Annotated in this window: 20 protein-coding genes; 2 read left to right on the forward strand and 18 right to left on the reverse strand. The window is 46.5% G+C overall.

The window, feature by feature from the left end:
- Positions 1-10 precede the first annotated feature (10 nt).
- A complete protein-coding gene (locus MHH93_RS05450) occupies positions 11-2,758 on the reverse strand; it encodes a PAS domain-containing hybrid sensor histidine kinase/response regulator (protein ID WP_500053139.1) in 2,748 nt (915 codons plus the stop codon).
- Between the two features lie 279 nt (positions 2,759-3,037).
- Between MHH93_RS05450 and tgl the strand changes: the two genes are divergently transcribed.
- Positions 3,038-3,862, forward strand: a complete 825-nt coding sequence (gene tgl, locus MHH93_RS05455) for a spore coat transglutaminase TGL (RefSeq protein WP_500053140.1) — start codon at positions 3,038-3,040, stop codon at positions 3,860-3,862.
- Between the two features lie 186 nt (positions 3,863-4,048).
- Here the strand turns inward: tgl and infC are convergent, their stop codons facing one another.
- The 17 genes from infC to MHH93_RS05540 form a co-directional block, all read right to left on the reverse strand.
- Positions 4,049-4,540, reverse strand: a complete 492-nt coding sequence (gene infC / locus MHH93_RS05460; protein WP_500053141.1) for a translation initiation factor IF-3 — start codon at positions 4,538-4,540, stop codon at positions 4,049-4,051.
- Positions 4,541-4,658: 118 nt separating this feature from the next.
- A complete protein-coding gene (locus MHH93_RS05465) occupies positions 4,659-5,591 on the reverse strand; it encodes a manganese-dependent inorganic pyrophosphatase (RefSeq protein WP_500053142.1) in 933 nt (310 codons plus the stop codon).
- A 169-nt stretch (positions 5,592-5,760) separates the two neighbouring features.
- On the reverse strand, positions 5,761-6,084 hold the full coding sequence (locus MHH93_RS05470; RefSeq protein WP_500053143.1) for a (2Fe-2S) ferredoxin domain-containing protein: 324 nt from the start codon (positions 6,082-6,084) through the stop codon (positions 5,761-5,763).
- A gap of 101 nt (positions 6,085-6,185) precedes the next feature.
- Positions 6,186-6,938, reverse strand: a complete 753-nt coding sequence (locus tag MHH93_RS05475) for a metallophosphoesterase family protein (protein WP_500053144.1) — start codon at positions 6,936-6,938, stop codon at positions 6,186-6,188.
- A gap of 99 nt (positions 6,939-7,037) precedes the next feature.
- Complete coding sequence (locus tag MHH93_RS05480; RefSeq protein WP_500053145.1) at positions 7,038-8,045, reverse strand: LLM class flavin-dependent oxidoreductase; 1,008 nt, start codon at positions 8,043-8,045, stop codon at positions 7,038-7,040.
- A gap of 247 nt (positions 8,046-8,292) precedes the next feature.
- Entirely contained in the window at positions 8,293-10,230 is a 1,938-nt protein-coding gene (locus MHH93_RS05485) for an LTA synthase family protein (protein WP_500053146.1), read from the reverse strand.
- A 115-nt stretch (positions 10,231-10,345) separates the two neighbouring features.
- Complete coding sequence (locus MHH93_RS05490) at positions 10,346-12,652, reverse strand: putative PEP-binding protein (RefSeq protein ID WP_500053147.1); 2,307 nt, start codon at positions 12,650-12,652, stop codon at positions 10,346-10,348.
- Positions 12,653-13,282: 630 nt separating this feature from the next.
- Complete coding sequence (locus MHH93_RS05495; RefSeq protein WP_500053148.1) at positions 13,283-14,761, reverse strand: helix-turn-helix domain-containing protein; 1,479 nt, start codon at positions 14,759-14,761, stop codon at positions 13,283-13,285.
- Positions 14,762-15,051: 290 nt separating this feature from the next.
- The gene (locus MHH93_RS05500) at positions 15,052-16,050 is read right to left on the reverse strand and encodes an ABC transporter substrate-binding protein (RefSeq protein WP_500053149.1); all 999 of its coding nucleotides are present in this window, start codon (positions 16,048-16,050) and stop codon (positions 15,052-15,054) included.
- A 186-nt stretch (positions 16,051-16,236) separates the two neighbouring features.
- The gene (locus MHH93_RS05505) at positions 16,237-16,611 is read right to left on the reverse strand and encodes an immunity protein PIM1 family protein (protein ID WP_500053150.1); all 375 of its coding nucleotides are present in this window, start codon (positions 16,609-16,611) and stop codon (positions 16,237-16,239) included.
- A gap of 21 nt (positions 16,612-16,632) precedes the next feature.
- Positions 16,633-17,295 carry a 3'-5' exonuclease gene (locus MHH93_RS05510; protein ID WP_500053151.1) on the reverse strand — a complete coding sequence of 221 codons (663 nt, stop codon included), beginning with the start codon at positions 17,293-17,295 and terminating at the stop codon, positions 16,633-16,635.
- A gap of 60 nt (positions 17,296-17,355) precedes the next feature.
- Complete coding sequence (locus MHH93_RS05515) at positions 17,356-17,931, reverse strand: histidine phosphatase family protein (protein WP_500053152.1); 576 nt, start codon at positions 17,929-17,931, stop codon at positions 17,356-17,358.
- Entirely contained in the window at positions 17,928-20,147 is a 2,220-nt protein-coding gene (locus MHH93_RS05520) for a class I SAM-dependent methyltransferase (RefSeq protein ID WP_500053153.1), read from the reverse strand. Before MHH93_RS05520 ends, MHH93_RS05515 begins: the two co-directional genes overlap by 4 nt.
- 72 nt (positions 20,148-20,219) lie before the next feature.
- On the reverse strand, positions 20,220-21,032 hold the full coding sequence (locus MHH93_RS05525) for a phosphotransferase family protein (protein WP_500053154.1): 813 nt from the start codon (positions 21,030-21,032) through the stop codon (positions 20,220-20,222).
- A 15-nt stretch (positions 21,033-21,047) separates the two neighbouring features.
- On the reverse strand, positions 21,048-21,638 hold the full coding sequence (locus MHH93_RS05530; RefSeq protein WP_500053155.1) for a GNAT family N-acetyltransferase: 591 nt from the start codon (positions 21,636-21,638) through the stop codon (positions 21,048-21,050).
- Between the two features lie 8 nt (positions 21,639-21,646).
- Positions 21,647-22,093 carry a RidA family protein gene (locus tag MHH93_RS05535; protein ID WP_500053156.1) on the reverse strand — a complete coding sequence of 149 codons (447 nt, stop codon included), beginning with the start codon at positions 22,091-22,093 and terminating at the stop codon, positions 21,647-21,649.
- Positions 22,090-22,992 (reverse strand): AraC family transcriptional regulator, encoded by a 903-nt coding sequence (locus MHH93_RS05540; RefSeq protein ID WP_500053157.1) that lies wholly within the window; start codon positions 22,990-22,992, stop codon positions 22,090-22,092. Before MHH93_RS05540 ends, MHH93_RS05535 begins: the two co-directional genes overlap by 4 nt.
- Before the next feature lie 127 nt (positions 22,993-23,119).
- Here MHH93_RS05540 and MHH93_RS05545 point away from each other — a divergent pair, with 127 nt between their 5' ends.
- Entirely contained in the window at positions 23,120-24,409 is a 1,290-nt protein-coding gene (locus tag MHH93_RS05545; protein ID WP_500053158.1) for a Gfo/Idh/MocA family oxidoreductase, read from the forward strand.
- The last annotated feature ends 70 nt before the right edge of the window (positions 24,410-24,479 follow it).

Below are 24,479 nucleotides of genomic sequence, written 5' to 3' on the forward strand. Positions count from 1 at the left end.
TATTTATCTGTTACGTTACCTTTTGAGAGCGAATATATGGAACCCATGTATTTAGTACGCGGCTAATCTCCGTGGAATGGAAAGGTTTGCTAATAAAGTCTTGCATCCCGCATTTCAGACACTCCTCACGGTCACCGGCGCCTGCAAAAGCTGTAATCGCTGCAATAACCGGTATTTCCGGGTGCGTCTGTCTGATTCGACAGGTCGCTTCAATCCCATCCATAACGGGCATTTGAATATCCATAAACACCAAATCGTATTGAACCTTGTTCAAGAAATCAATGGCCTGTGCACCATTCTCAACGATGTCACATACCCCGCCAAATTTGCGTAGCATTTCCTCCAACAGATGACTGTTGACCGCTTGATCTTCAGCAATCAAAATTTTGATGTCACGGGCAAGACTAACTCGATCCAATTGCTGTTCATCATTGGTGGTGATTTCGATGGAGTCGCTGCTTTCCTCTAGCCACCGCTCAACTAAGAGGGTGAACTGGAATTCAGCCCCCTCACCGATCTCGCTCTGTACCCCTATTGCTCCGCCCATCAACTCCACCAGTTTCTTGCTGATCGCAAGCCCCAGACCTGTCCCGCCAAATTTGCGATTGATGGCTGGATCAAGCTGTGAGAAGGATTGGAACAGCTCATGCTGCTTTTCTATTGGAATACCGATTCCCGTATCTCTCACCTTAAAGGTCAACATCAGGTTGTCCCGACCGTGCTCATCTGAGAAATCAGCTCCTACGCTAACCTTAATACGGCCATGCTCTGTGAATTTAACAGCGTTACCCACCAGATTAATCAAAATCTGCCGGATACGTGTCTCATCCCCTTGAACGCGCTCAGGAATATGATCCGACACTTCATAATAAAGTTCAATATTTTTCTCTGAGGCCTTTAGTGCAAACAGCTCGATCACTCCACCCAGCATCGCCTTAATATCTACAGGTGCGCGCTCAAGATCCATTTTGCCTGCTTCGATTTTGCTGAAATCCAGGATTTCATTCAAAATGTACAAAAGAGATTCGCCGCTATCAATCATGATTTCCGCAAAGCCTTTCTGTTCATCATCCAGCTCGGTTTCCATTAATAGATGGGCCATGCCCATGATGCCATTCAATGGTGTACGAAGCTCATGACTCATAATAGCTAGAAACTCGGACTTCGCTCGGTCTGCATGCTCTGCTGCTTCCTTGGCACGTATGATGTCCTTCACAGATGTCATATCACGGAAAACCAAAACTGCCCCTCGGGTTCTACCCTGATCCATAATCGGCTTCAATTGGAACTCCGCCAGGAAACTGGACCCATCCTGCCTCCAAAAAACAGATTCGGTACGCGGCAGACGTCGTCCCTCACGAACAGCCTGCAGAATAGGTGTATCCTTGGATGGATAAGGGATGCCTTCGCTCTGCATTTGGATCATCATCTGTTCAAGGGGTTTGCCGTTCATTTCACTTGGACAGAAGTTCATGATCTCCGCAGCGGCCGGATTGGCAAAGTTCAGATTCCCCTCGAGGTCCAGTCCGATAACCCCCTCAGACATGCCATTCAAAATCAATGCCCGTTCATAACTAAGGTTCTCGATTTCCTCGACGTAACGTTTGGACTCTGTAATGTCACTGGTAATCCCGTAGACTCCAACAACTTTGTCCTCAAGTATAATAGGAACATTAATCACATTTGTTTCAATTCGCTGCCCATTTTTGTGAATTAAGCCTATCTCGTAGCTCTGTGCGGTGCCCTTCACCGTTTCCTCAAAATGATGTCGAGTCTTCTCCAGATCCACAGGATCAATGAGGTGATCAAAAGATCGACTCAGCAGCTCATCCTTGGTGTGTCCTGTCAATTGTTCCTGACCCACATTGGCTTTCAGCAGATTGCCTTCCAGATCAAGAGAAGCCACACCCAGGGGATTACAGTCGAATAACGATCTGTACTCCTGCATGCTTAGCTGTTGTTGCTGGCTGGCTGTGATATCCCGGGTTACAGCGACGAGCTCTATCAGTTCACCTGCACTGTCATAAACATAATGTGTGATGGTATCTGCCCACACCGTAGATCCGTCCTTATGCAAAAGACGATAACTGATCCGTTTGGGAGCCAGACCCTTTCTCTGCTCTTCCACGTAAGCTTCAACCAAAGGAACATCCTCTGGATAGATAACGAATGTTCCCGGCTTACCTACGACTTCTTCCAACTCATAGCCGAGCATGCTCTTACATGCATTCGATACATATTTAAATGTACGACTAGAATCGGCATCATGTATTGCAATCAGATCCAGTGATGACTCCGCCAGCAGACGGGAAATGCGACTGCTCTCTTCCAATTGCTTACGCTGTATAATAAGGCGTTCCTCTGCCTCCTTTTGTTTGGTAATATCAGCGGCTTGTACCAACAGATATAAAGGCTCGCCATTCGTTTCATCCCTGACGATGCAAGCTCTGATCGTTGCCCATAACAATGAACCGTCTTTTCGTTTCAAACGAAACTCCGTCTCGTACATCTGGCGTGTATCATGGGTCATTTCCCAGAACTTGCTGCGGAATTCTTCCATGTGCAGATCTTCTTCATGGATCATATGTACGACCGAAGTATCGATCAGTTCATCTTCGCTGTAAGCAAGCATCTCGCAAAAAGCAGGATTAAGCTGCAACCAACGTCCATTTACATGCGATGCGACAGCAATGCCGATTGGTGCGTGCGTATACAATTGTTCGAACAGAGATCGGCTCTCTGTAATGGATTTCGACATTACATGTCCTCCTTTATGAGAATCTGAATGTATTCCGTATGAATATATCCACCTGAACATAACTTCATCTATAGAGTACTACCCCAAATGCCATGATTTATAAACGAGATCAGACAAAAAGACAAAATGTCCTTATGAATTGCATTTTTAATCTTGGAAGCTGAGAACGTTCAATGTGTACATACCAATTCGAACACATCACGTCATATACTACACAATACTCGTGCTCCCCTGATTATACAATGTTGAATATTCGAATAGGAACGGAGGTTATGAATTATGATCATTGTTGCAAATCAACCTGCCCTGCTGAACCGCTCGGACTGGTCTGATTTTGAATGGTATTGGTTACAGCAACTTCAGAATCGTCCAACGAGATATGTTTACCAATCCATGGATCATCTTCGATTTGAATGGGATTTGAGAGGCTCGCTCGTGGATGCAGCAGAAGGACTGGATCGAAGCGGCGTCAGTTTTGCATCCTTTGAAAAATCCAGATGTAATCCTGCTTACTGGAATCGTAATGCAGAGGGTGGGTTCGAGTTGAAATCGAACGTGACACCCGCCGACGGAATCCGGGATATCTGGAGGAATGGGCACTTATATGCCTTTGAATGTGCAACAGCCACTGTCATTGTTCTGTATGGTGGCGTGCTGGGAAGCATTCGCGAAGATGCTTTTAATTCGCTGTTTCGAAATCTGTTACTCTTTGACTGGCATTATGACAGCGACCTGCGATTGACTGAAAAAAATGGTAGTGAAACCGCACTTCCAGGAGATGTGCTGTATTTTAAAAATCCGGATGTTTCTCCCGAAACTCCCGAATGGCAGGGAGAGAATACGATTATGCTGCGCGAGAACTGGTATTACGGACATGGCATTGGTATTGCACGCGGTGAAGATATTATACGTACACTGAATCAGTTTCGCGCTCCAGGTAGCCGGGTCTCCGCATACTTAATGGATATGGTGATCTATCCGGACTTCTTTTATTTATCTCGATTCGCCAAGAACAGCGAGAATAATGTAGCCGCTGGTTCTACGCCTGTATTACCCGGACAGTTATATGTACGCCTTGGTGGCAGTCGTTATTTACGCAGCTGAATTACTGGAACAGAGCCATCTTGTGCTTTGAACTCGATTAGTTCTGCATCCCCGAATAATGATAAAAAAGCCCAGTGAAAGCAGCAGTTAGCCTGCCATCTCATTGGGCTTTCCTCACATTCAAATAATCATTACTGCATCCACATTGGCATTACCCATGTGCTACCTCAATAATCTTCTGGAAATTTACGCGTTCGGGTCCAGTTGCACAACAACCTGTTTACCACTTACCTGAACACCCGTCGTTTTACTACCGAATTCAGCCAGCGATTTGCTCAGTTGCTCTGCCCATTCCTTGCCAGCAGCGCCCTCTTTGGCTCCATGCACCTGGATGACGAGTTTTACCGAATCACCCTTCTTCAGGATGCGTTCCGCCTGAGACTGCTTGGTATCCCGGTCATGATCCTCCATCGCAAGGTTCAATCGAATTTCTTTTACTTTCCGTTTATCAGGGGATTTACTCGCTTTTTTCTTCGCCTGCTGCGCTTCCGCTTTGGCTGCTCCCGCGCCAATCAGCTTGCATGGCGGCGGACTTGTCATCAAGGATAAGCACACCAGATCTACTTTATGCTGCTTCGCAAGTTGAAGAGCTTCCTGCGTGGACATCACGCCCAGATCTTCACCGTTCAATCCGGTAAGCTGCACTTCGGCTGCTTTGATTTTTTCATTTTTGATCATGATTCTTCCTCCTCTACATCAAAAGCCTGCCTGACCATTTACGGATCAGAGCAGGCTAGGATGGTGTTGCTACGATTTGTAATACATATCAGCGTACGAATACGCCAATCCGTCCGATTTATAGCGTGTTGAATGCTTCCGTCAGAACCGGTACAATTTGTGATTTGCGTGATACTACGCCTTTCAAAAGTGCTCTGCTATCAGACAGCGTCACATTGTAGGCTTTCTCCACAGCTTTGGTGGATGTACCATATGCCAGAGCAACGGAATCGTTGTTCAGAATGTCTGTTACGACAAATACGAACAGGTCGAGACCTTTACTTGAAATAATTGCTTCAATAGCTGCTTCAAGCTCAGGTTGCTTCACGAGCACATCATTCACGTCAACTGCGTTAACCTGTGCAATTTCCACTTTGGATTGACCCATTACGAATTCTTTGGCATCCAGGGAGATCAGCTCAGCAATTGTTTTTTGGCTCAGATCCGCGCCGGCTTTCAGCATGTCCAGACCATAGCTGTCTGCATCTACACCAGCAATGGCAGCCAGTTCACGCGCAGCGGCTACATCCTGATCTGTACAAGTCGGGGATTTGAACAACAAGGAATCAGAAATAATAGCAGACAGCATCAGACCAGCAATCGGCGCACTCACTTCGATGCCGTTTTCTTTGTACATTTTATTCAAAATGGTTGCTGTACAACCTACAGGCTCTGCACGGAAATACACAGGTCCGCTTGTCTCAAAGTTAGCAATACGGTGATGGTCGATAACTTCAACGACAGTCACTTCCTCAATATCGCTTACACTTTGCTGACGCTCGTTGTGGTCAACCAGAATAACCTTGTTCACTTCATTTGCAGCTGTTTTAATCAGACGTGGTGCTGCGATTTTGAATTGATCCAGTGCAAACTGGGTTTCACCATTGACTTCGCCGAGACGAACAGCTTCAACGTCCTGACCCAATTTTGTTTTCAAATCTGCATAGGCAATCGCTGAACAGATCGTATCCGTGTCGGGATTTTTGTGACCGAAGATTAACGCTTTTTCCATATTTATAGCCCTCCGTCAATTGTCATTTAGAATAATACATGTCATATTTTAATCATACCCTACTGATTATAGCGCTAATAAGGCTTAATTCCAATCCCGTTACAGCGAATTAATTGCAAATCATTCTCAGGTAAGTCATCTTAGAAAAAATAATATCCTCCCTGTAATTCTAATTCACAGAGGTCTTGGCCACATTAGCAATCAGGTGTTTCTCCAATTTTTCGCCTTCACACAAGGCCTGTACCAGCGCTCTGCCTGAATCCGGTGTCATTTGGCCATACCAGTCACCCTGTGGATACACAATCGTCACGCATGCATTGTCACACTGACCATTACATTTGGTACGAGTCGTATGGATGAATCCTCCCGCCTGCTGTTTAACAATCTCGTCACGTACCGCCTGAGTTACTTCTTCCCCATCGTTACGCATGCATGTTCCACCATTACAGAGTAAAATGTGATGTTGCAGTTGATCCAGATTATAGATAGCCAAACTTGGTTCATTCCCCTCAAGTCGATATGATATGTATCCTATTTATTCCATCGTACAACCTTATAAATTAGCATATGAATTCCTGATACGCAACGAAAATATTAAATCTCGGGCTCTTCCGCGCTCTGCCCTTGCCGTACAAAAAAGGTCTGTAGACTGCCCGCCTCGCTAATCTCCAGCAGGTTCAATTGTGCTCCATAGGCACAGCCACCATCAATGCCGATTTTGTCTCCGCTTGGGTCAAACCAAATGCCTGTCTCGTCATGCAAATGCTTCACGGGTGTGTGTCCAAATACGACCGTCTCTCTAATCGACGTTGGTCTGGAATAGAATGATTCCCGAATCCAAATGAAGTCCCGCTCAGACTGGCTTCTCCAATCCTCGATATCCGGGTTGATTCCGGCATGCACAAAAATATACCCCGGAATTTCGTACACCAGCGGAAGCTGATCCAGAAAACGAAGATGATGTTCATAGTGTCTACGTATCCACTGTTTGGCTTCAGCATAAGCTTCCCAATCGATCTGTTGCTCATCATAAGTAAGCTCCAGATCCAGATAACTGGCCATCGTCTGTAATCCGCCATTACGAATCCAGTGTTGATCATATTGCTCTACATCCTGGGTTAGCGCTTTAACCATCATGGCATCGTGATTGCCTTTGATCACCATAATATGGTGCTGTTGCTGAAGCTGCATAATCTGTTCGATGACCTGTTTGCTGCTTGGACCGCGATCCACATAATCACCCAGCAAAATCAATTCATCCTGCAAAGGATTATAGTCTGCAAGCTTAAGCAGTGCATTAAATTCATCGTAGCAGCCATGAATATCACTAATCACACATCTGCGCATGTGAATCTCTCCTCTCCCTGATCACGCAAGAGTATAACCGGAACCTTGCAAGACCAAGATTCCAGTCTGTTCAGAGTAGTTATTCCCGCTTGCCCACCATTAGTCCTGCTTGAGTCCAAAGGCTTCTGCAATCAAGCCGAATGAGCGCAGCCGTGCTTCAAACGAATGAACCGCTGACGCGATAATAACTTCATCTGCTTCATGCCGTTCAGCCATTGCGGTAATTTTATCTTTCACCTGATCCGGTGTACCCACGATGGAAAAAGAACGGCGTTGACGGATCTGTTCCATCTCCATCGCTGTGAATGGATAGTTGTTCACCGTCTCCAGGGATGGGAATGAACTTTGTTCAAGACCTCGTCCGAGACGCAAGAAGAAAAGTTCGTTGCTGCGCGCGAGGTCAGCTGCTTCTTCCTCTGTCTCCGCGCAGAATGCCGAGACAGCGATCATGGAATGTGGTTTGTCATTCAGGATGGACGGCTTGAAATGTCTGCGGTAATGCTTCATCGCTTCTTCACCGCCTGGTGTTCCGAAGAATTGGGCAAACGCATACGATGTCCCTTGCGCCGCAGCAATTCTCGCACCCTCGGAACTGGAACCCAGCAACCATACTTCAGGAACGGTTGGAACCGATGGTCCGGCTACAAGAGAGGCGAACCGATGATCCTCAGGCAATTGCTCGTGGAAGTATCCACCCAGATCTGCAATCTGCTGTGGGAAGAATTGTACATTCGATGATTTGCCTTCGTTCAGCGCTCTGCTGGCAATCGGCATGCCGCCTGGTGCTCTGCCAATCCCAAGGTCAATCCGCCCCGGATGCAGAGCTTCCAGCAGACGGAAATTCTCCGCAACCTTGTAGGCACTATAATGAGGCAGCATGACACCGCCGGAACCTACCCGAATCCGATCCGTATGTGCAGCTACATGTGCAATCATCACTTCAGGACTGGAGAAAGACAACGCACCGCTTCCGTGATGTTCCGACATCCAGAAACGGGAGTATCCCAATTGATCCGCATGTTGTGCGAGTTTCACCGTTTCCTGCAACGTATCCTGTACACTTCGGCCTTCATTGATATGTCCATGTTCGAGTACACTCAGTTTCATATATATTCAATCCTCTCGTCTGTTAGGTTCATGAGTTCTGTGAATATGAGTTCTTGCGGATGTTGCACGCTATGACTCACTTCATTCTTGCTTGTTCCATTGTAACATTAATTATTACAGTTTCAAACTTTAGTTATCCTCTTTTGTTACCACAGTTGTGCGAGAAACATGCAAAAAACGCCACCAGTTATGAACTGGTGACGTTTGGATCTAGCGTTGAGATCTAATCTCTTGCAGAAAAACTCAGTTATGGCGCACGTTTCGGTAACAACTTCACATACTCGTCAGATAGTTTCATCAGGCTGAGCACATGTTCATAGTCGGCACGATAAGGTTCCAAATCCGTTACCGGCTCATACGTTTTGAGTGAGTAAGCTGTTCCATCATCAAACCCTGCACCCGGAATAAACATGATGTCATTGTTGACAAATGACCCCGTCGGCAAGTAATACCGGATTCCGAAGGCATTATGATCCATGTTGAGCAAATCGTGCCCGAAAGCAGTGAACTTCTCATCCTGGAGCGAAACGCCCATTAAATTCATAATGGTTGGCAGCATATCCAGCTGACCGCCTGGCTGCTCAATGACTTGCCCTTTGGTCTGTTTCGGTGTGTGAATCATTAACGGAATGTTGAATCGACTTACTTTACCGTCATAAGGGACGCCCAGATTAGCCTGAATCTGCTGTGTAATCTCTTCGTCAGCAGGCAGACCGAAGTGGTCCCCGTAGAGCACTAAGGTTGTGTTATCCCACAATCCATTCGCCTTCAATTCATTAATGAGTTGACCGATGGCATAGTCGGTATAGTTGATTGCTTGCAGATAGTCGTGAAGCAGTTTATTTGTGATGGTCGCTGGAATCGCGATTCGTGCACGATCAGCGGGAACCGTAAACGGCGAGTGACTTGATGCCGTAATGAACTGAGCATAGAATGGCTGGTTTGCAGCCTGATGCGCAGTCATTTTTTCCACACCTACACGGTACAACTCTTCATCCGATGGTCCAAAGTCATTGAATCTGTCATTCTCGAAGCTGGGCTTGTCGAAATAACGAGTGAATCCGAGTGCCGGATACATTTTGTTCCGGTTCCAGAAGGTGACGTCATTGACGTGGTACGTCTCGGACTCATATCCCTCTTTTCCTAATAACTTGGGAAGACTCGGCAGTTCACGGTCACTGTACCCTGCTGACATGGGAACAACTCCGGTTGGATAGATAGACGTGTTGGACATGAACTCAGCGTCCGAAGTATTTCCCTGTCCGATCTGTTGGAAGAAATGAGAGAAATAATAGCTTTCTTTGGCCAGATTATTCAATACCGGCGTTAACTCCTGACCATCCAATGAAGCATTAATCGGGAAATTCTGAAAGGACTCCAATTGCAATACAATCAGATTGCTGCCCTTCGCTTGACCAAAATATTTGGCCTTCACGGCTGTGCCGTCTCTTGGCTTATCCTGATACGGATACCGGCTAACCAGCTCATTGATCTTGGAAATGGTTTCGTTAATGTTGCCATTCGCAATGGCCTCATTCTCTTTGCTCGTCAGAATGGCCGACGATACTTGATAGTTCAGGAAACCGAGATTCTCAGCACGAACTAATTCGTTATCAATCGTTTCACCTTTGACAATAAAACTGCCTGACAGCACGATGCAGAATGCAGCGGTAAGCGCAACGCCGAGCTTGCCCCAGTAACGTCTGCGAATTCTGCCGAACGTCAAACCGCTATCGCGATAACTGCTGTGGTTACGGCCACCAGCACGTCTGCGAATCATCAACCAAATTGGCAATGCCAATACGATGTCTGCAAAAAACAGAAAGTGCTCCGGTCGTACCAGCGGTCCGATACTGCCCCGTACTTGCGCAACTTGCCCCAGTTCACTGAGTGCGGTATACGTGGGTACCGAACTGAAATGAACGTTATACAGCGTGGCCGCGAACAGCACCAGAGAAAACAGAACATTGAATCCGCCGTATACTGCTCGCTTCCAGGCTTTGGGCACGATCAGATCCAGCACGCATACCACGGTTAGTGCGCCTAATGCGTCAGTTAACAGACCGATGCCAGACAGACCCTGGAAAAAGAAATACCGCAACAGTGACAACTTCAGCAGCATAAGAATGAATAACACGGCGAATAAAGTCCGTGAAGAAGTTCGTTCATTTTTGGAATTATACATGGTCGCTTTCAACCCTTACCCTGAAATTTTACGTTCATTTTACAAAACGCATATTTCAGTATAACAGTTTTCTGGTTGCTATTCCATGGAAGTTCCGTGTAGTACAGGGTGAGCGTTACGCAATTGTAGATATATCCGAGTTCTTTGTTTGCGCTCCCTCTCTCTGTCCCTTAATGGCTGCTTGTGCAGCTGCAATTCGTACATAAGGGATCTGTTCAGGCAAACAACTTACGTAATCCAACCCAATCCGGTGGCAGAACGTAATGGACTCCAGATCCACAATATTTTCTCCACAGATCCCTGTCTTCAGATAAGGTTTACGAATCCGACCTTGAACAACCGCCATCTCCACTAGCTGTCCAACGCCCTCCGTGTCCAGCACATGGAATGGATTATTCGTTACCGTACGGGAGTCCGTATCACGTTGAAGGAATCGCTTCTCGGCTTCTTGGCGACTATATCCAAACGTCATCTCTGTCAGCTCATCCGCGCCAAACGAGAAAAAGTCTGCCTGACGAGCAAGGTGAGTCGCCGTCAGCGCCGCTCTCGGAGCTTCGATCATCGCCCCTACTTTATAGTGACAATGTCGCTTCTCCTCACCAAGCACTTGGTCAGCCACATGATCTACCAGATCTCTCATCTCCTGAAGTTCATACACATTACCAATCTGCGGGATCATAATCTCCGGACGTACCCACCAGCCTTGACGGATGCCTTTCACCGCTGCGCGGAATATCGCTTCCAGCTGCATATCAACGATTTCCGGGAACACCGTACTCAGACGACAAGAATGTTGCCCCAATGTCGGATTATGTTCATGCAATTCACTGACTCTTCGAATCACACGCTCCAGTTCCTCCAGTTCAATCTGATGGTCTGCGTGCTCCTGCCACTCCTCTGCTTGCAACCACTCGCGTCGTTTGTCCAACACTTCCAGATCCGGTAGCAGTTCATGCAACGGTGAATCAAGCAAACGTATAGTTACCGGGTGTCCATCCATCGCTTCAAATATCTGTTCAAAATCAAATTGCTGCATGGGTAACAACCGCTCCAAGCCACGCCTGCGCTCGGATTCACTGTCAGCCAAAATCATTTTCTGTACAAAAGGTAGCCGCGCAGGTGACAACAGCATATGTTCCGTCCTGCATAATCCGATTCCCTCAGCCCCCAGTATCCGTGCTGTTATGGCATCCTGCGGTCGATCAGCATTGGCCAGTACAGTTAGTTCTTTGACTTCATCAGCCCATGCAAGTAGTAATTGTAATTCTGGTGATGGTGTGGGAAAACTTCCCGTGTCCACATCTCTGCTAGAATCGGTGTTATGCTTCAACACTTCGGTGATATGCCAAGGTTGGATGCGTAGCAGTGCGTCCTCCTTGTTGATGAGTCCTTCATGGACGAAATCCACAGTACTCCTCAGTGTGGCTATAGAGGATAATCGTGCTGGCTGGGTCTGCACAACATATAACTCGCCAGATTCAATTACATAGCTAATTTCCTGAATTTCCTCCTTATTCCTCTCCAACTGGCTACTTATCTCCAGCAAACGTGCAAATAGCTCAGGTTCGTCATACTGCAAACCATCCAGACCGTGAATGGTCTGATTGAAGTCCCCGATGGAGACGTATTGTCCCGTAAATTCCTTTTCTCCCGTAAGTGGGTTACGCGTATATATTGTTCCGGTCCCGCTTGAGTCTCCGCACGTTCCATGCATCATCGTCTGTATAAGAACAGGAGCGCTTTGCTCCAAAGAAATGTAATTTGACTTACGCACCATCTCGTCCTGAGATCTGGATGCTTTAACACGCTGTGAGTGATATACCGCACATACAACTTCTTTCAATTGAATTTGAACTTCCTGTGGAAAGGGATTACGCCCTTTTGCTTCAATTAAATATTTTAATTCCATAATGGTTAATTCTAGCTCTGCTTCATCCCGACCCTTATCGTGACTTGATACTCCTGTGAAAATTTCAGACGACATTCCATATACCAGCTGTCCATACTCCTTTAAATAATCCAGGTAACATCGGAGTGCATGCAACCGATCACCAGTTTGACGTGCGAGTCCTTCCACGGTAACATCATTCAGACCAACATTTAGTAGTGAATTTATGGCCGCTTCTGATAATCGATCCTGATCAGTACGTACCGCGAGCAGAAGCGGATTCTCCGAATGCCCGAAGAATTTTCCGTTTTGCTGTTCCAGGTGACGGATCGCGGTCACAACCTCTTCTTCTCCTTCACCGGAAAGATGTCCAAGACGGGTACAGAACTCGCGACAGCATTCCGTTGTGACCACAAATCCGGCCGGGACAGACCACCCTGCATGGATTAGCTCTGCAAGATCAGCCCCTTTACTGCCCATTAGCCCTTTCATCTCTGCCGTACCTTCTTCCAACAGAATTACCCGTTTTGTCATTACAGCTCTCCCATCCGCCATTCATGGCTATGCTTGAAGACTTCAACCCCTGAGTTACAGATCGGCCTTCACTCTAATGGTATGTCGTAATCTTTCAGTCAAGGACCTCCGCTTTTGCATTTTGTGCTCATTGTTCTGTTTTTTTGTAAACGCTACACTAAAATGAGATGAAACAGCTCAACTCCATGTCCTACTGAATTCCTCCATTGGTTTAATAATTGAAAACGAAAAAGACCGCCATATAAATGACGGTCAGGCTTCAAATTAATTATTAAAATAGATACTTGAAAAATAAAAATGTACCAAGAACACCTATTATTAAAAACATAATTGCCGAGTTTCGGTAATTCTTCCACATCCGAATGGCATTAGCAACATTAAGGATGCCTAGTGCAAGCATGTTTATACGAGAATCTACTTGAAACAAGTTGTATACTAACATAACGGCAACTACTATCGAGATACACCAAAACCATACTGGAATTTTTTCTTTGACCATTCATCTGCTCCTTTCGGTTATCCCCTATCTTTTATAAGATATTCTTCAATCTGATTCAAATCCCTTTATTTAGACTATTTAACAAACTAAAATTGAATTGGATTTAGAACTATTATTGGACAAAGCCTTCCTCAAGCCATAAACCGCAATATATCCTCAATCTTCTTCCCATGAGAGATCACACCGTAGTTCATCCAGGTCATGAAATCCACTTCATACACATTGCCGCTCTTCACGGCAGGCAGGCGTTTCCATTCATCCCGGTCGAGCAGTTCGCGCTCAACTCCTGGTTCAGCAGAATCCCCAGTATCAAAAGTAATCAACAAGTGATCCGCATCAAGTTGGCTTAACTGCTCCAATCCAATGGAAATCCTGCGCTCATGTCTTGTCCATTGCTGCACACGGGAATGCGGAGTCAGTCCAAGATCCTGATAAATTACAGGGCCCACGTAACCTTGCTGATTCCCATAGAGAGTAATATCCGACGCAGATATACGCAAAAACGCCACCGTTTGACCACGCATATAACGTGTTAAACGTCCTTTAGCTTCCAATGCCTTGTCCTCATACGCACCAATTACATCTTGAACTCGATTCACCTTTCCCAACACATCGGCTGTTGATCTAAGAATGGAACGCCAATCCTCTCCCAGATGATCTACGTAAAACGTAGGTGCTACTTGCTCAAAGCGGTCCAGATTCCATCGATCATATCCCTTGTTCAGCATGATAAAGTCAGGAACAATACCCGCACTGAATTGAGCATCCTGCTGGCTTACATCGAATTCGGGCACATCATCCAATCCCAAATAATGCTGTCTACCCCAGGAGTGATGCGAATATTGCAACACAGGCTTTACGCCCAGGGCCAACACAAAGTCTTCCAGATACGGAGCAAAGACACGAACCTCTTGACGATGATGACGACGATATAACCCAGGGGAAATACCAGCATACTGCTTGAAACGACGACCAAAATAATACTCGCTGCTGAATCCCACATTCTGTGCAATCTCATGGATGCGATCATCCGTTAGCTGCAATAGTTGCTTCGAGCGCTCCAGCCGAACCGTATTCACATAATCAAGCGGAAGCTTGCCTGTCATTCTTTTGAATTGCCGAGTGTAGCTGGCTCTGGTTAGACCAATATCTGCCGCGAGCTCGTCCACGGTTATCGTCAGATCATAGTGGTCGTCAATATAACGAATTGAACTTTGAAGACGGGCACGGTCATCTGGTGCATCGGTTTCGGGATCACTCTGGCGAAGCAAAGCACGGAACCACTCTTGGAAACGAAGCTGTACCTCCCATTGCTTCAGCCAATCGCCAGTGACCTGTTGACGCAGTATTTGTTCCAAGGCTTCCAGACAGGAACTCCACGGACTGTAACTCAGCTGAATAAGAGGGGGCGCTTCTTGAGCTTCAATCTCTTTAAGAAACTCTTGCTGCTCAGTCGTGATTATCGTAGGCGAATGGTCAGAAATATCTTCTTTCACCTCAGCCACCACCAGATCAAGCTTATAATATTGCAAATTACTTTCTGTCCAAGGAGAGCCTTCTATCTTAATCGGTGTTCCCGCTGGAACAAACATAATCATTCCTTTTTCCAAATGAAATTCCCGATCGGTGTAAACCATCAAACCCTTTCCAGACGTAACAACAAATATGGAGTGTGAAGACGATTTTTTATGTAGCAAACGTTTATCGATCTCAGATTTATCGTGGTTTATATATTCCATCTGCTGAATCGTGCACAGCCAGGGCTTGGGAATCCATTGTATTATCGTAGGGCACATATTCATCGTCCTTAACTGAGAATTGTTATCATTTGAAACAGTGTATACGAAAAAAGAAAGCTCTTCAACCCTCGCTGAAGAACTTTCTTTCTTATGGGTTTATACTATGGAGTCATCTTTTCCAAAAGATCATCAATTTTCATGGAATTCGCTGTAATCGCACCTGATTGCCAATGTGATCTTTCCATAATGTACACCTGATTGTTTTTAACCGCCGGAAGAGATTGCCACAACTTGCTGTCCAGTACCTTCAAAGCTTCCTTGTTCTCGGGAGATGACCATTCTCCATTGGAAGGGAAAATGATAAGATGATCCGCATCAAGCTGCGGGATGGCTTCCTCAGACAGAATTTCCTGATATTCCTCCATCTTGCTAACCAGAGGATGCGGTGTTAGACCAAGCTCTGAATAGATAAATCCGGTCAATCGATTTTTCACACCGAACAGTGCCAGTGTGTCATCGTTAACATTCAGCCGGACCACTGCGACGCTCTCGTCCCCAACCGCTTCCTTCAGTTTCGATTTGGCATCTGCAATCTTGGCCCCGAATGCCGCAGCAACTTCTTCACCCTTGTCTGATTTACCTACAACATCGGCAATGGTTTTTAACATTTGATCGGAGTCCTGCAGAACTTCCTCAGGCAAGCGATACGTTGGTGCCACCTTGGAATACATCTCATATTTCTCCATGTCCGCTCCCCCATCCACAATGATGAGATCCGGATCATATTGCAACAAGGCCTCAATGCTGCCTGTAGTATCAAATTGCGGCACATCCAGTCCTAAATACTCCTGCACACCCCACATCGGATTATACCACTGCACAACAGGTGTAATATCAAGCGCCTTCAGATAATCTTCTACATAGATTCCAGCAATTCGTTGTGGCTGAACCGGAATCGTTACATCTCCAAATTCATCCTGAACAACTCGTGTCGCAGGCTCTGTCTCGGTTCCAGAAGTATTTTCTCCCGAAGCTGCACTTTCAGTTGCAGGAGTCTGTTCCGCATTGGTAGCGGTATTTGTACTACATCCCGAAATCACCAGACCCATGAGCAGTAATGTGATCGTCCACCCTTTTATACCTTTAATAAAACCTACCATGATACCCTTCACCCCTATATGATCTGTTGATATAATCGTGAGAATGATATACACATAACGTATAATGATTATCATTCTCATCTATTGCTTAGGTGAATTGTAACTCATGCTTCAACCGACTCACAATGTACATTTGATGCTATTTTTTTATACAAACGAGAATAGCCAACATGGCTCTACCCCCGCTTATCGCAGGGGCAACCTACCTTGACGATAACTTTCCAGCAGCTTGTTCACAAAGATATCATTCACCATATCCTGTAACAGTGCAGCACCAATTAAACCCAGATCATCACTCACATACCCCGCTAACTCAGGTTCTCCAGTGAGAGCTAACGTTTGTTTGAACGCCTGTTCCCTGCATGCACGCAGCACCTCTTCTTCAGCCACAGCAGTAGCTTGAGCCCATCGTTCAAAAGATTGCATCCACTCGTCAGCGAATGCAGAAGCATCCCTTTCATCCAGGTAAACTTCCACATCCAATCCTTCGAATGTCTGCTGAGTCAGAATCTGTCCTTCGTTAAGTTCCGACAGCAGCTTCTCCACCTCTGTTCTGCTCATCGATCTCCCTCCAGTTCTTCATTATGTCAGATACATCTCAGGTATAACGAAACGCTTCATCATGCGCTTGGGATCGGCTGTAAAATGATTCAATTGAAGTTCCTCATATTCACTAAGGATACGTTCAAAGATACCAGTGATTACACCACAATCTGCCAAAGCATTGTGCCTGTGAACTCCATCTGTATTCAGATCGTAATATCGAATCAGAAAATCCGTAGAGACGACCTCGGTAATCTCAGGATGAATGTACGTGAACATCGCTTTTGTATCCAATACCAGATTAGTCAACATCGGGAGACCATACTCATCGCAATGTCGCTTCAAGATGGGCAAATCATATTCATATCCGGCTTGTGTCACAAGAACGCTATCTCCAATGAATTCCTGAAAGGACTGAAATGCTTCTACGAAGGACGGAGCCTCTACCATATCCTCATTCGAAATGCCTGTTAATTTTGCCACAGCTTCTGGTATAGGTTTGTTCGCCCGTGCAAGTGAAGAAAATGTTGTATTACATTGTTGACCTCTTTGGTAATGCATCGCACCAAATTGTGTCACACTCTCCACCACAGGATTAATGCCCGTACCTTCGAGATCAAATATGCAGTACATTCTATCCTGTAATGGGGATACGCTTAGATTTTCAATAAAGTATGTATCAGGTAACAGCGTAATTTTCATCTGTTCAACTCACACCTCTCTACTCTCATCACGGTTAATGCATTTCTCATAAATAACCTGTTACTCCCACAATCGTGTTACCTGGACCAACTTGTACGTTTCGTCAAACTCCAACTTATAGATATCCGGCATCGTAGTACTTTCCCAGAAGTCATAACCGTAGGAAGAATCATAATGTTGTAAAATAAGCGTCATTACATCTCCATGTGTTCCGATGACTACCTTGTGACCGGCATGTTTATCCAGAATTTGATCGATCACCGCTACTGCCCTTGAGCGAGCCTGCTCACCAGACTCTCCTCCAGGATATGCATACGTGGGGTCGCGGTACAATCGTTGCTTGGCTTCACGAAAATTATCATGCTTCACATCCGAACTCGACAACTGGCGTTCGCGCAGATCTTCCTCTGTCAGCACAATTCCACCTGACCGATCTGCCAGAATCTGAATTGTATCCACCGCTCGCCTGTAAGGGCTGGAATAGAACAGTTGAATCTGCTCCTCATGGAGCAGACTGGCAACCGTCCCCGCATCTTGATGACCTTGCTCTGTCAGCCCACGCTCGCGCTCTTGTCCTGCAACATACCGAGACTCCGCATGTCTGACAAAATACAAAACCGTACTGGTTTCGCTCATCCTCCATCCACCAACCCTTTCTTCTCAATGACAATCAGGCAGGTACTATCTGGCAAAGGCGCAGGTTCACCATCTTCGTCCATGAAGATAATTCGTTCTCCGAGTGCTTCTGTGTACCCCTCCTGAAGGAAGTGTTCGAAGGTGATCATCTCAGCTTGTTCGCCTATCGCTTCTAGAATACAGTTCTTATAGTCGGTCGGTGTAAAAATACCGAACTGTTCCTGAATCTCATGCACATATGCCTCTTCACCCCAGGTATAAGTGTAGAGAAATTCCATCGCATCGTTGATTGGCAACACAACCTCATTGTTGGAGAGCCGTTCATATTGAATTGCACGTCCCTGAAAATCCTCTGCATACCGCTCCAGCCAGCGCATGCCATCCGGTTCCAGGAAACGAATCCGGCGCTTTTGTGCCTCCGGTTCACTCATGATGCCATCCCGAATCAGAATTCTTCCGCCAGGTGACAGCACACGGAATGAACTTCTCAGCGCTGCCACAACCGTATCGGAATTAAATCTTCGACCGTCCAGTTCAATATATGAATATAACTCATGCAGAATGGATGAGAAAATAACCGTATCCACTGTGCCTGGCTGCACATATTGCTCCAGTTGCAGGGCATCGCCCTTCATGACTTGCCAGCGATGTCCTTCACGCTGTTTTTTGCGCTCCAGCGCTTCAATGACATTGGCTGAGATATCGATACCGATCGGCTCCACTTCCGGTTTTTCCTGCTCAATCAGATCCAGCAGAATTCCTCCGCCCGGACCAATATCTAGTACCCGTTTACCGACGATATAATCGAGCAGTACTTTTTTATAATCACCGGAGCTGTTCATATCGGACAAATACGTCTCTTCATTATGGAACCGGTCATAGGCATCCCGACGCAATCCGAACAGGTCAAATAACAGCAATACAGCCTTCTCATATAAAGGCGACTTTTCCGCTTCAATACAGAATGCAATCAGCTTCTCCGCCGCTGGAGAAAATTCGAAGGTCACAAATAATGTATCCGGCAGATCCGCATGACGTTCAATGCGATGAGTTAGATGGGGATAGACGATCTGCTCCCCTGCAGCAATCTGTTCCCATGTATACTGTTCCAAATATTTTTCAATCATTCGTTTCTTGTAAATATTAAGTTTCTTGACGCCCTTGTAGTCGTAATACATCGTATTCATCAATGGTTCAAAGCTGATATGGCGAACGATTTCAGATCGGCCCTCCATGGATGTGGGATTCATACCTTCGCTGCGAAGCGTCAACAGGAATACTTTCACCATCTCTTGCAGCGAAAAATCCTGCATGGCTGACTCTACATACCACAGCGTACGATGAGCCAGCGGAGCCAGTGCCTGTTCTACATCCAGTTCCGTTTGGAGCTTGGCGTAAGCCGTATCCATTACTTCTCCCTGCCGAATGGATGAACTTCTCAAGCGGGATAACCGTTCCATCACGCTCCAGTCCTCATGATCAGGCCCAGCGATAATCCAGCCTACAATTCGCTGTACCTCAGCATGAACCTGAATCCATAACGCCGGATCAACGCCTGCAATAATGCACTCATTTAATGCCATCAATACGGTGTGAAGTTCATCTGTAGTAAGCCATCCTTTGACGACCAAAGCGTGAAGCGGCGCATTCTCGGCAAATGGAATCTCACCGCGTATGTATTGACCAATAAGTCCATGCGTAGCAATTAGTGTACGTATAATCTCATGTCTTGGTGAGTGTGAAGTCAACGTATCATGCTCGCTTATATCTGTACTCTTGCTATAGGCACCACTCGGAGATCCGTGTTGATTGATACTCGTCTCCTTGATCTTACCGTCGTTATCCAGGTGCTCTGGCCCTGCGTATAGATCATATAACTGGGCGGACCCCACATTGTGCACAAACAGGTTGACGCCCTGCTTTTGCCATACCCGCCGCTGCTCCCGTGATCCGGCCTTCGCCGTCTCAGCCCAGATTAATACGTCCTCCAGAACTTCTCGCACCCAAAAAGAAACCTGAAGCTTCTCCAGCACGTGCAGCGTACGCTCGGTGTAATCCAGCACCGGATTCGTGCCCTCAAGTTCCGCGATGGAATGAATGCGTTCGAGGTTAATATGGGGCTGCTCTGCTGCTGCCAGCAGTTGCAGCCATGGCTGCTGGGCTTCCGGCGTGTTACCTGACTTGTATGATTGTATGGCCTTTAATGAATGCAGCATGAACTAGTCCCCTCTCGTTCTCTACCCTACCTGTCAACGTAGTGTCTGTGTAAATAATCTTAAAGTTAACTTTTATAACAGCCGAAGTCGTTCCTGAACCAACTTGAGCAGCTGTTCCACCTCTTGAGCAGGCAAATCCTCGTCAAGACGCGCGGCAGCAACTGGCAGCATCCATGACTCTATTGCTTCCCGGGGAATCCCGGATAGTTGCATATAATGATGGATGTAAAATTCGACCAGCGATTCACGAGCCTTTTCAAAACCCATTCGTATAACTGGCTCTGTATCTTCCGGCAATGTGGCACTCATTAATATTACCCAGCTTCGAGCCACATCACCCGCAGGATCTCCTGACATACCAGTCATCCAATCGATAACCCAGTATTGATCGCCAGCATCACTGAGCATAACATTATCGGGGTGAAAATCGCCATGACAGATCTGCTGTCGATCAGGCAATGTTGTTAAGTAAGAAAGGACTCTCGCTTGATCGTCTTCCGACAATAGTCGAACATTGTGAATCGCTCCAGTTAAAATCTGCTTCTGTGAGGGGAGTATCCCTTCATCATCTCGCTCGCAATGAAGTCTGTAATGGCAGTCAGCCATTTTAAACGCCAGCTGCTCTAGTAACTCCGGTTGCTGAATGATAAGGGATAACAGGGTAATCCCCTGGATTCGCTCAAAAACAATGCCAGCACGTGACGTAGTATGTTCTATCAAGGATATTGCTTGTGGGACGGGTAGTCCTTTTTTGTAAGCCAACTCACTTATTCTAAATTCATTTTGGACTGCTTCGAATGGAAAATCCATTCGATATAACTTCATAATATGCTCGTTCGAATACGCATAGATTTCCGCAGTTCTTCCCTGGCCAATTCGCTCCATTATCTACCCGCCCTTTTATTCGAACTCAATTCCTCTGACTTTAGAGAAAACCATATAATCGACCAGCGTACCTGTACTATTCCGCCGCATCTTACGGAGTGTGCCTTCCAACGTATAACCCGCCCTTTCAGCTACTTTGGCACTTCGCACATTTCGCGCATCACAGCGGATTTCCAGGCGGTTCGCCTCCAGATGCGTAATGGCAAATTGCTCAATGCCTTTCACTGCTTCCGTCATCAACCCCTCACCAACTCGTGAAGTTCGAATCCAGTAACCAATTTCGAAACAACGTGCATTCCAGTCGATGCGATGTAACCCGCTGCTGCCTACCAATTCATCCGTATGTCTGTCTCGCAGATGAAGCATCAGGTCGGTACGCTCCAGATATTTCAGTCTTGCTTTGCGAACCATCACTTCAGACTCTTCCAATGAAGGGATCTTCTCCGCAAAAGGTAACCACAACCGCAGCTGCTCCGCACTTTCACGGACCGCTTCATTGATTGCCGCACCGTCCCCCCACTGCGGGGCACGAATCGTGAGGCGTTCCGTTTGGAAGCTCTCGGGAATCGTTAGCATAATTGGATTAAATGACGACGATTCTGTCATGGTTAGATCTACTCCTCTACCTGAAATATGGAATCAATGATCAAGGGCAAATTGTCTCTCACAGATACGGCACCGAATACCGAACGAGCGTGTACCCCCTGATCCCCAAATACCTCCATCATCAGATCCGAGAATCCATTCAGCACTTTATGATGCTCCTGATACGAAGCGGCCGCATTGATAAAACCCTGTACTTTAACGACTCTCTTCACCCGATCCAGTGAACCCAGCACATCTCGAACGACAGCGAGCACCTCCAGTCCGGCATTCCGGGCAAAATCATATCCCTGCTCAGTTGTGAAGTCTGATCCCAGTTTGCCACGTTCGGGGATATCTGGTCCTTTACCGGATACGTACATGATTCCATTGACAATAACAGCATTGGCATATTTTGCTGCGGGCGCGCTGGCCTGTGGTAAAATGATCCCCAGTTCATTTAATTTTGCTTCAATCATCGTATATTCTCTCCCTCTTTTACGGTCCTCACGGAACCCGATTCCTTGTATTCCTGCCTATAGACTCTTGGTGATACCTGAACAGTACGCTTGAACATCTTGCCAAAATGAGAGAAGTTACTGAATCCCGCAAGCCAGGCGATATCCGTAATGGATGCCTCACTTTCCCGCAACAAACGCTGTGCTTCCTTCACCCGTAACAGATTCAGATAATCACTGAAGGTAAAGCCCGTCGTTTGTTTGAACAATCGACTCAGATAATGCGGACTAATGCGAAACATACCCGCCACCTCCGGTAGTGTCAGTGGCTTCTGATAATTCTCATTCAGGTAACGAACAACGACCTGTGTCTTGGGATGAAGAACCGGCTCACGATCATCGGAGCATAACCTGCCCAGATGCTGATTACGATGGGCATGAAGCAACAATTCAATAGCCCGGTGACGAAGCAATAGGTTGCTTCCCGGTTGAGGACGAAGCATCTCATCGACCATTTCGCTCACCATCCGCTCCAAAACCTCCGTGACCTGTGAAGGAAACCTTATAATAGGAATCTCCCAGCAGAAGGGCTCCTTCAAGGCTTCAACTAACTCCGTTGAAATAGCCATGGCTGCAAAAAGCTCAGGCTTTAAATATAGCACCATCCGCTCATGGTCGGGCATGCCACTTTCCAAGGTCTTATGCACCGTATTCCGGTCAACAAACACCAAATCGCCAGCCTTTACCCGGTAGGTCCGATCCCTAATGAAATAGATACGCTCGCCAGACAACAGGTAATACAACTCATAATGATCATGGAGGTGGTCATCCGTCATCGAGAAGTATCCAATGCGACGATCATATTCAATATGTAATAAATCCGTGGGATCATGAAAATCTGCACTGAAAGGTTCTGTCATGTCGGCCTCTCTCCTTTCCATAAATTATAGCAAAATATGCGGCATTTGAAAGCGGTTACGCATAAAATGCGGCGAAAGAAGTACTCCCTTGTTATAGTCTAAAGCTATATTCAAGGAGGCGATAGACATGAGTAACAAGAAACGTTATGTATTAGTCGGAACCGGCGGCCGCGCCGAATTCTTTTATGGTGCATTAACCCGGGATTACAGGGATACTTCCGAGCTTGTCGGCTTTTGTGATATAAATCAAGTCCGCATGAACTACGCGAATCAATTGCTGAAGGAAAAGTACGATTATCCCGAGGTACCCACCTATCCTGCGGATCAGTTTGATCAGATGATTGAGAACGAGAAGCCTGACTATGTCATCGTAACCAGTGTTGACCGTACCCATCACAAGTACATCATTCGCGCGATGGAACTGGGTTGTGACGTTGTCACCGAGAAACCAATGACGATCGATGAGGAGAAATGCCAAGACATCCTGGATGCCGTCAAGCGGACTGGCCAGAATGTCAGAGTCACCTTTAACTACCGTTATGCGCCGCACCATACGAAGATTCGGGAACTTATTCTGGATGATACCATCGGGAAAGTCACTTCCGTTCACTTTGAATGGCTGCTGAATACCCGCCACGGGGCAGATTATTTCCGCCGTTGGCATCGGGACAAGCGTAACAGCGGCGGACTGCTCGTGCACAAATCCACCCATCACTTCGATTTGGTGAATTTCTGGATCGGCTCGCAACCGGAGACCGTGTTTGCATTCGGTGATCTGATGTTTTACGGTAGAGAAAACGCAGAAGAACGCGGTGTAACGCAGTTCTACAATCGAGCAACCGGTAACCCGATCGCGAAGGAAGATCCTTTTGCACTGCATTTGGATTCGGATGCTCATATGAAGTCCATGTATCTGGATGCCGAATCAGAAGATGGTTATCAGCGGGATCAGAGCGTATTTGGGGATGGCATTAACATTGAGGATACGATGGGTGTACTTGTGAAGTATCGGAGCAAAGCCATTCTGACGTACTCCCTCGTTGCCTATCAGCCATGGGAAGGTTACCGTATTGCCATTAACGGCACCAAAGGCCGGATTGAGATGAACATTGTGGAGCAATCCTATGTCAATTCATTAGGTGACAAAAGTAAGGAAGGTGCTCTGATCGGTAAAACGTTGCGGGTCCTTCCGATGTTCGGTGCGCCATATGAGGTTGAAGTGGAGGAAAAAGCAGGTGGACACGGCGGTGGTGACCCAGTGCTGCTGAATGATCTGTTCGGAGAGCCTGTAGAAGATCCGTTCCATCGCGCAGCCAATCATGTGGACGGTGCCAGATCCATTCTGACGGGCATTGCGGCCAATCGCGCCATCGCCACGGGTTTGCCTGTCAACGTCAATAATCTGGTTCGTTTCTAAGTCTCCCAGATCTGCACTATATTATTAATTTCATTTAAAGGCTGCGCCTATCACGCAGTCTTTTTTATAT

This window comes from Priestia sp. FSL H7-0729 (assembly GCF_038005685.1).
Lineage (GTDB): Bacteria > Bacillota > Bacilli > Paenibacillales > Paenibacillaceae > Paenibacillus.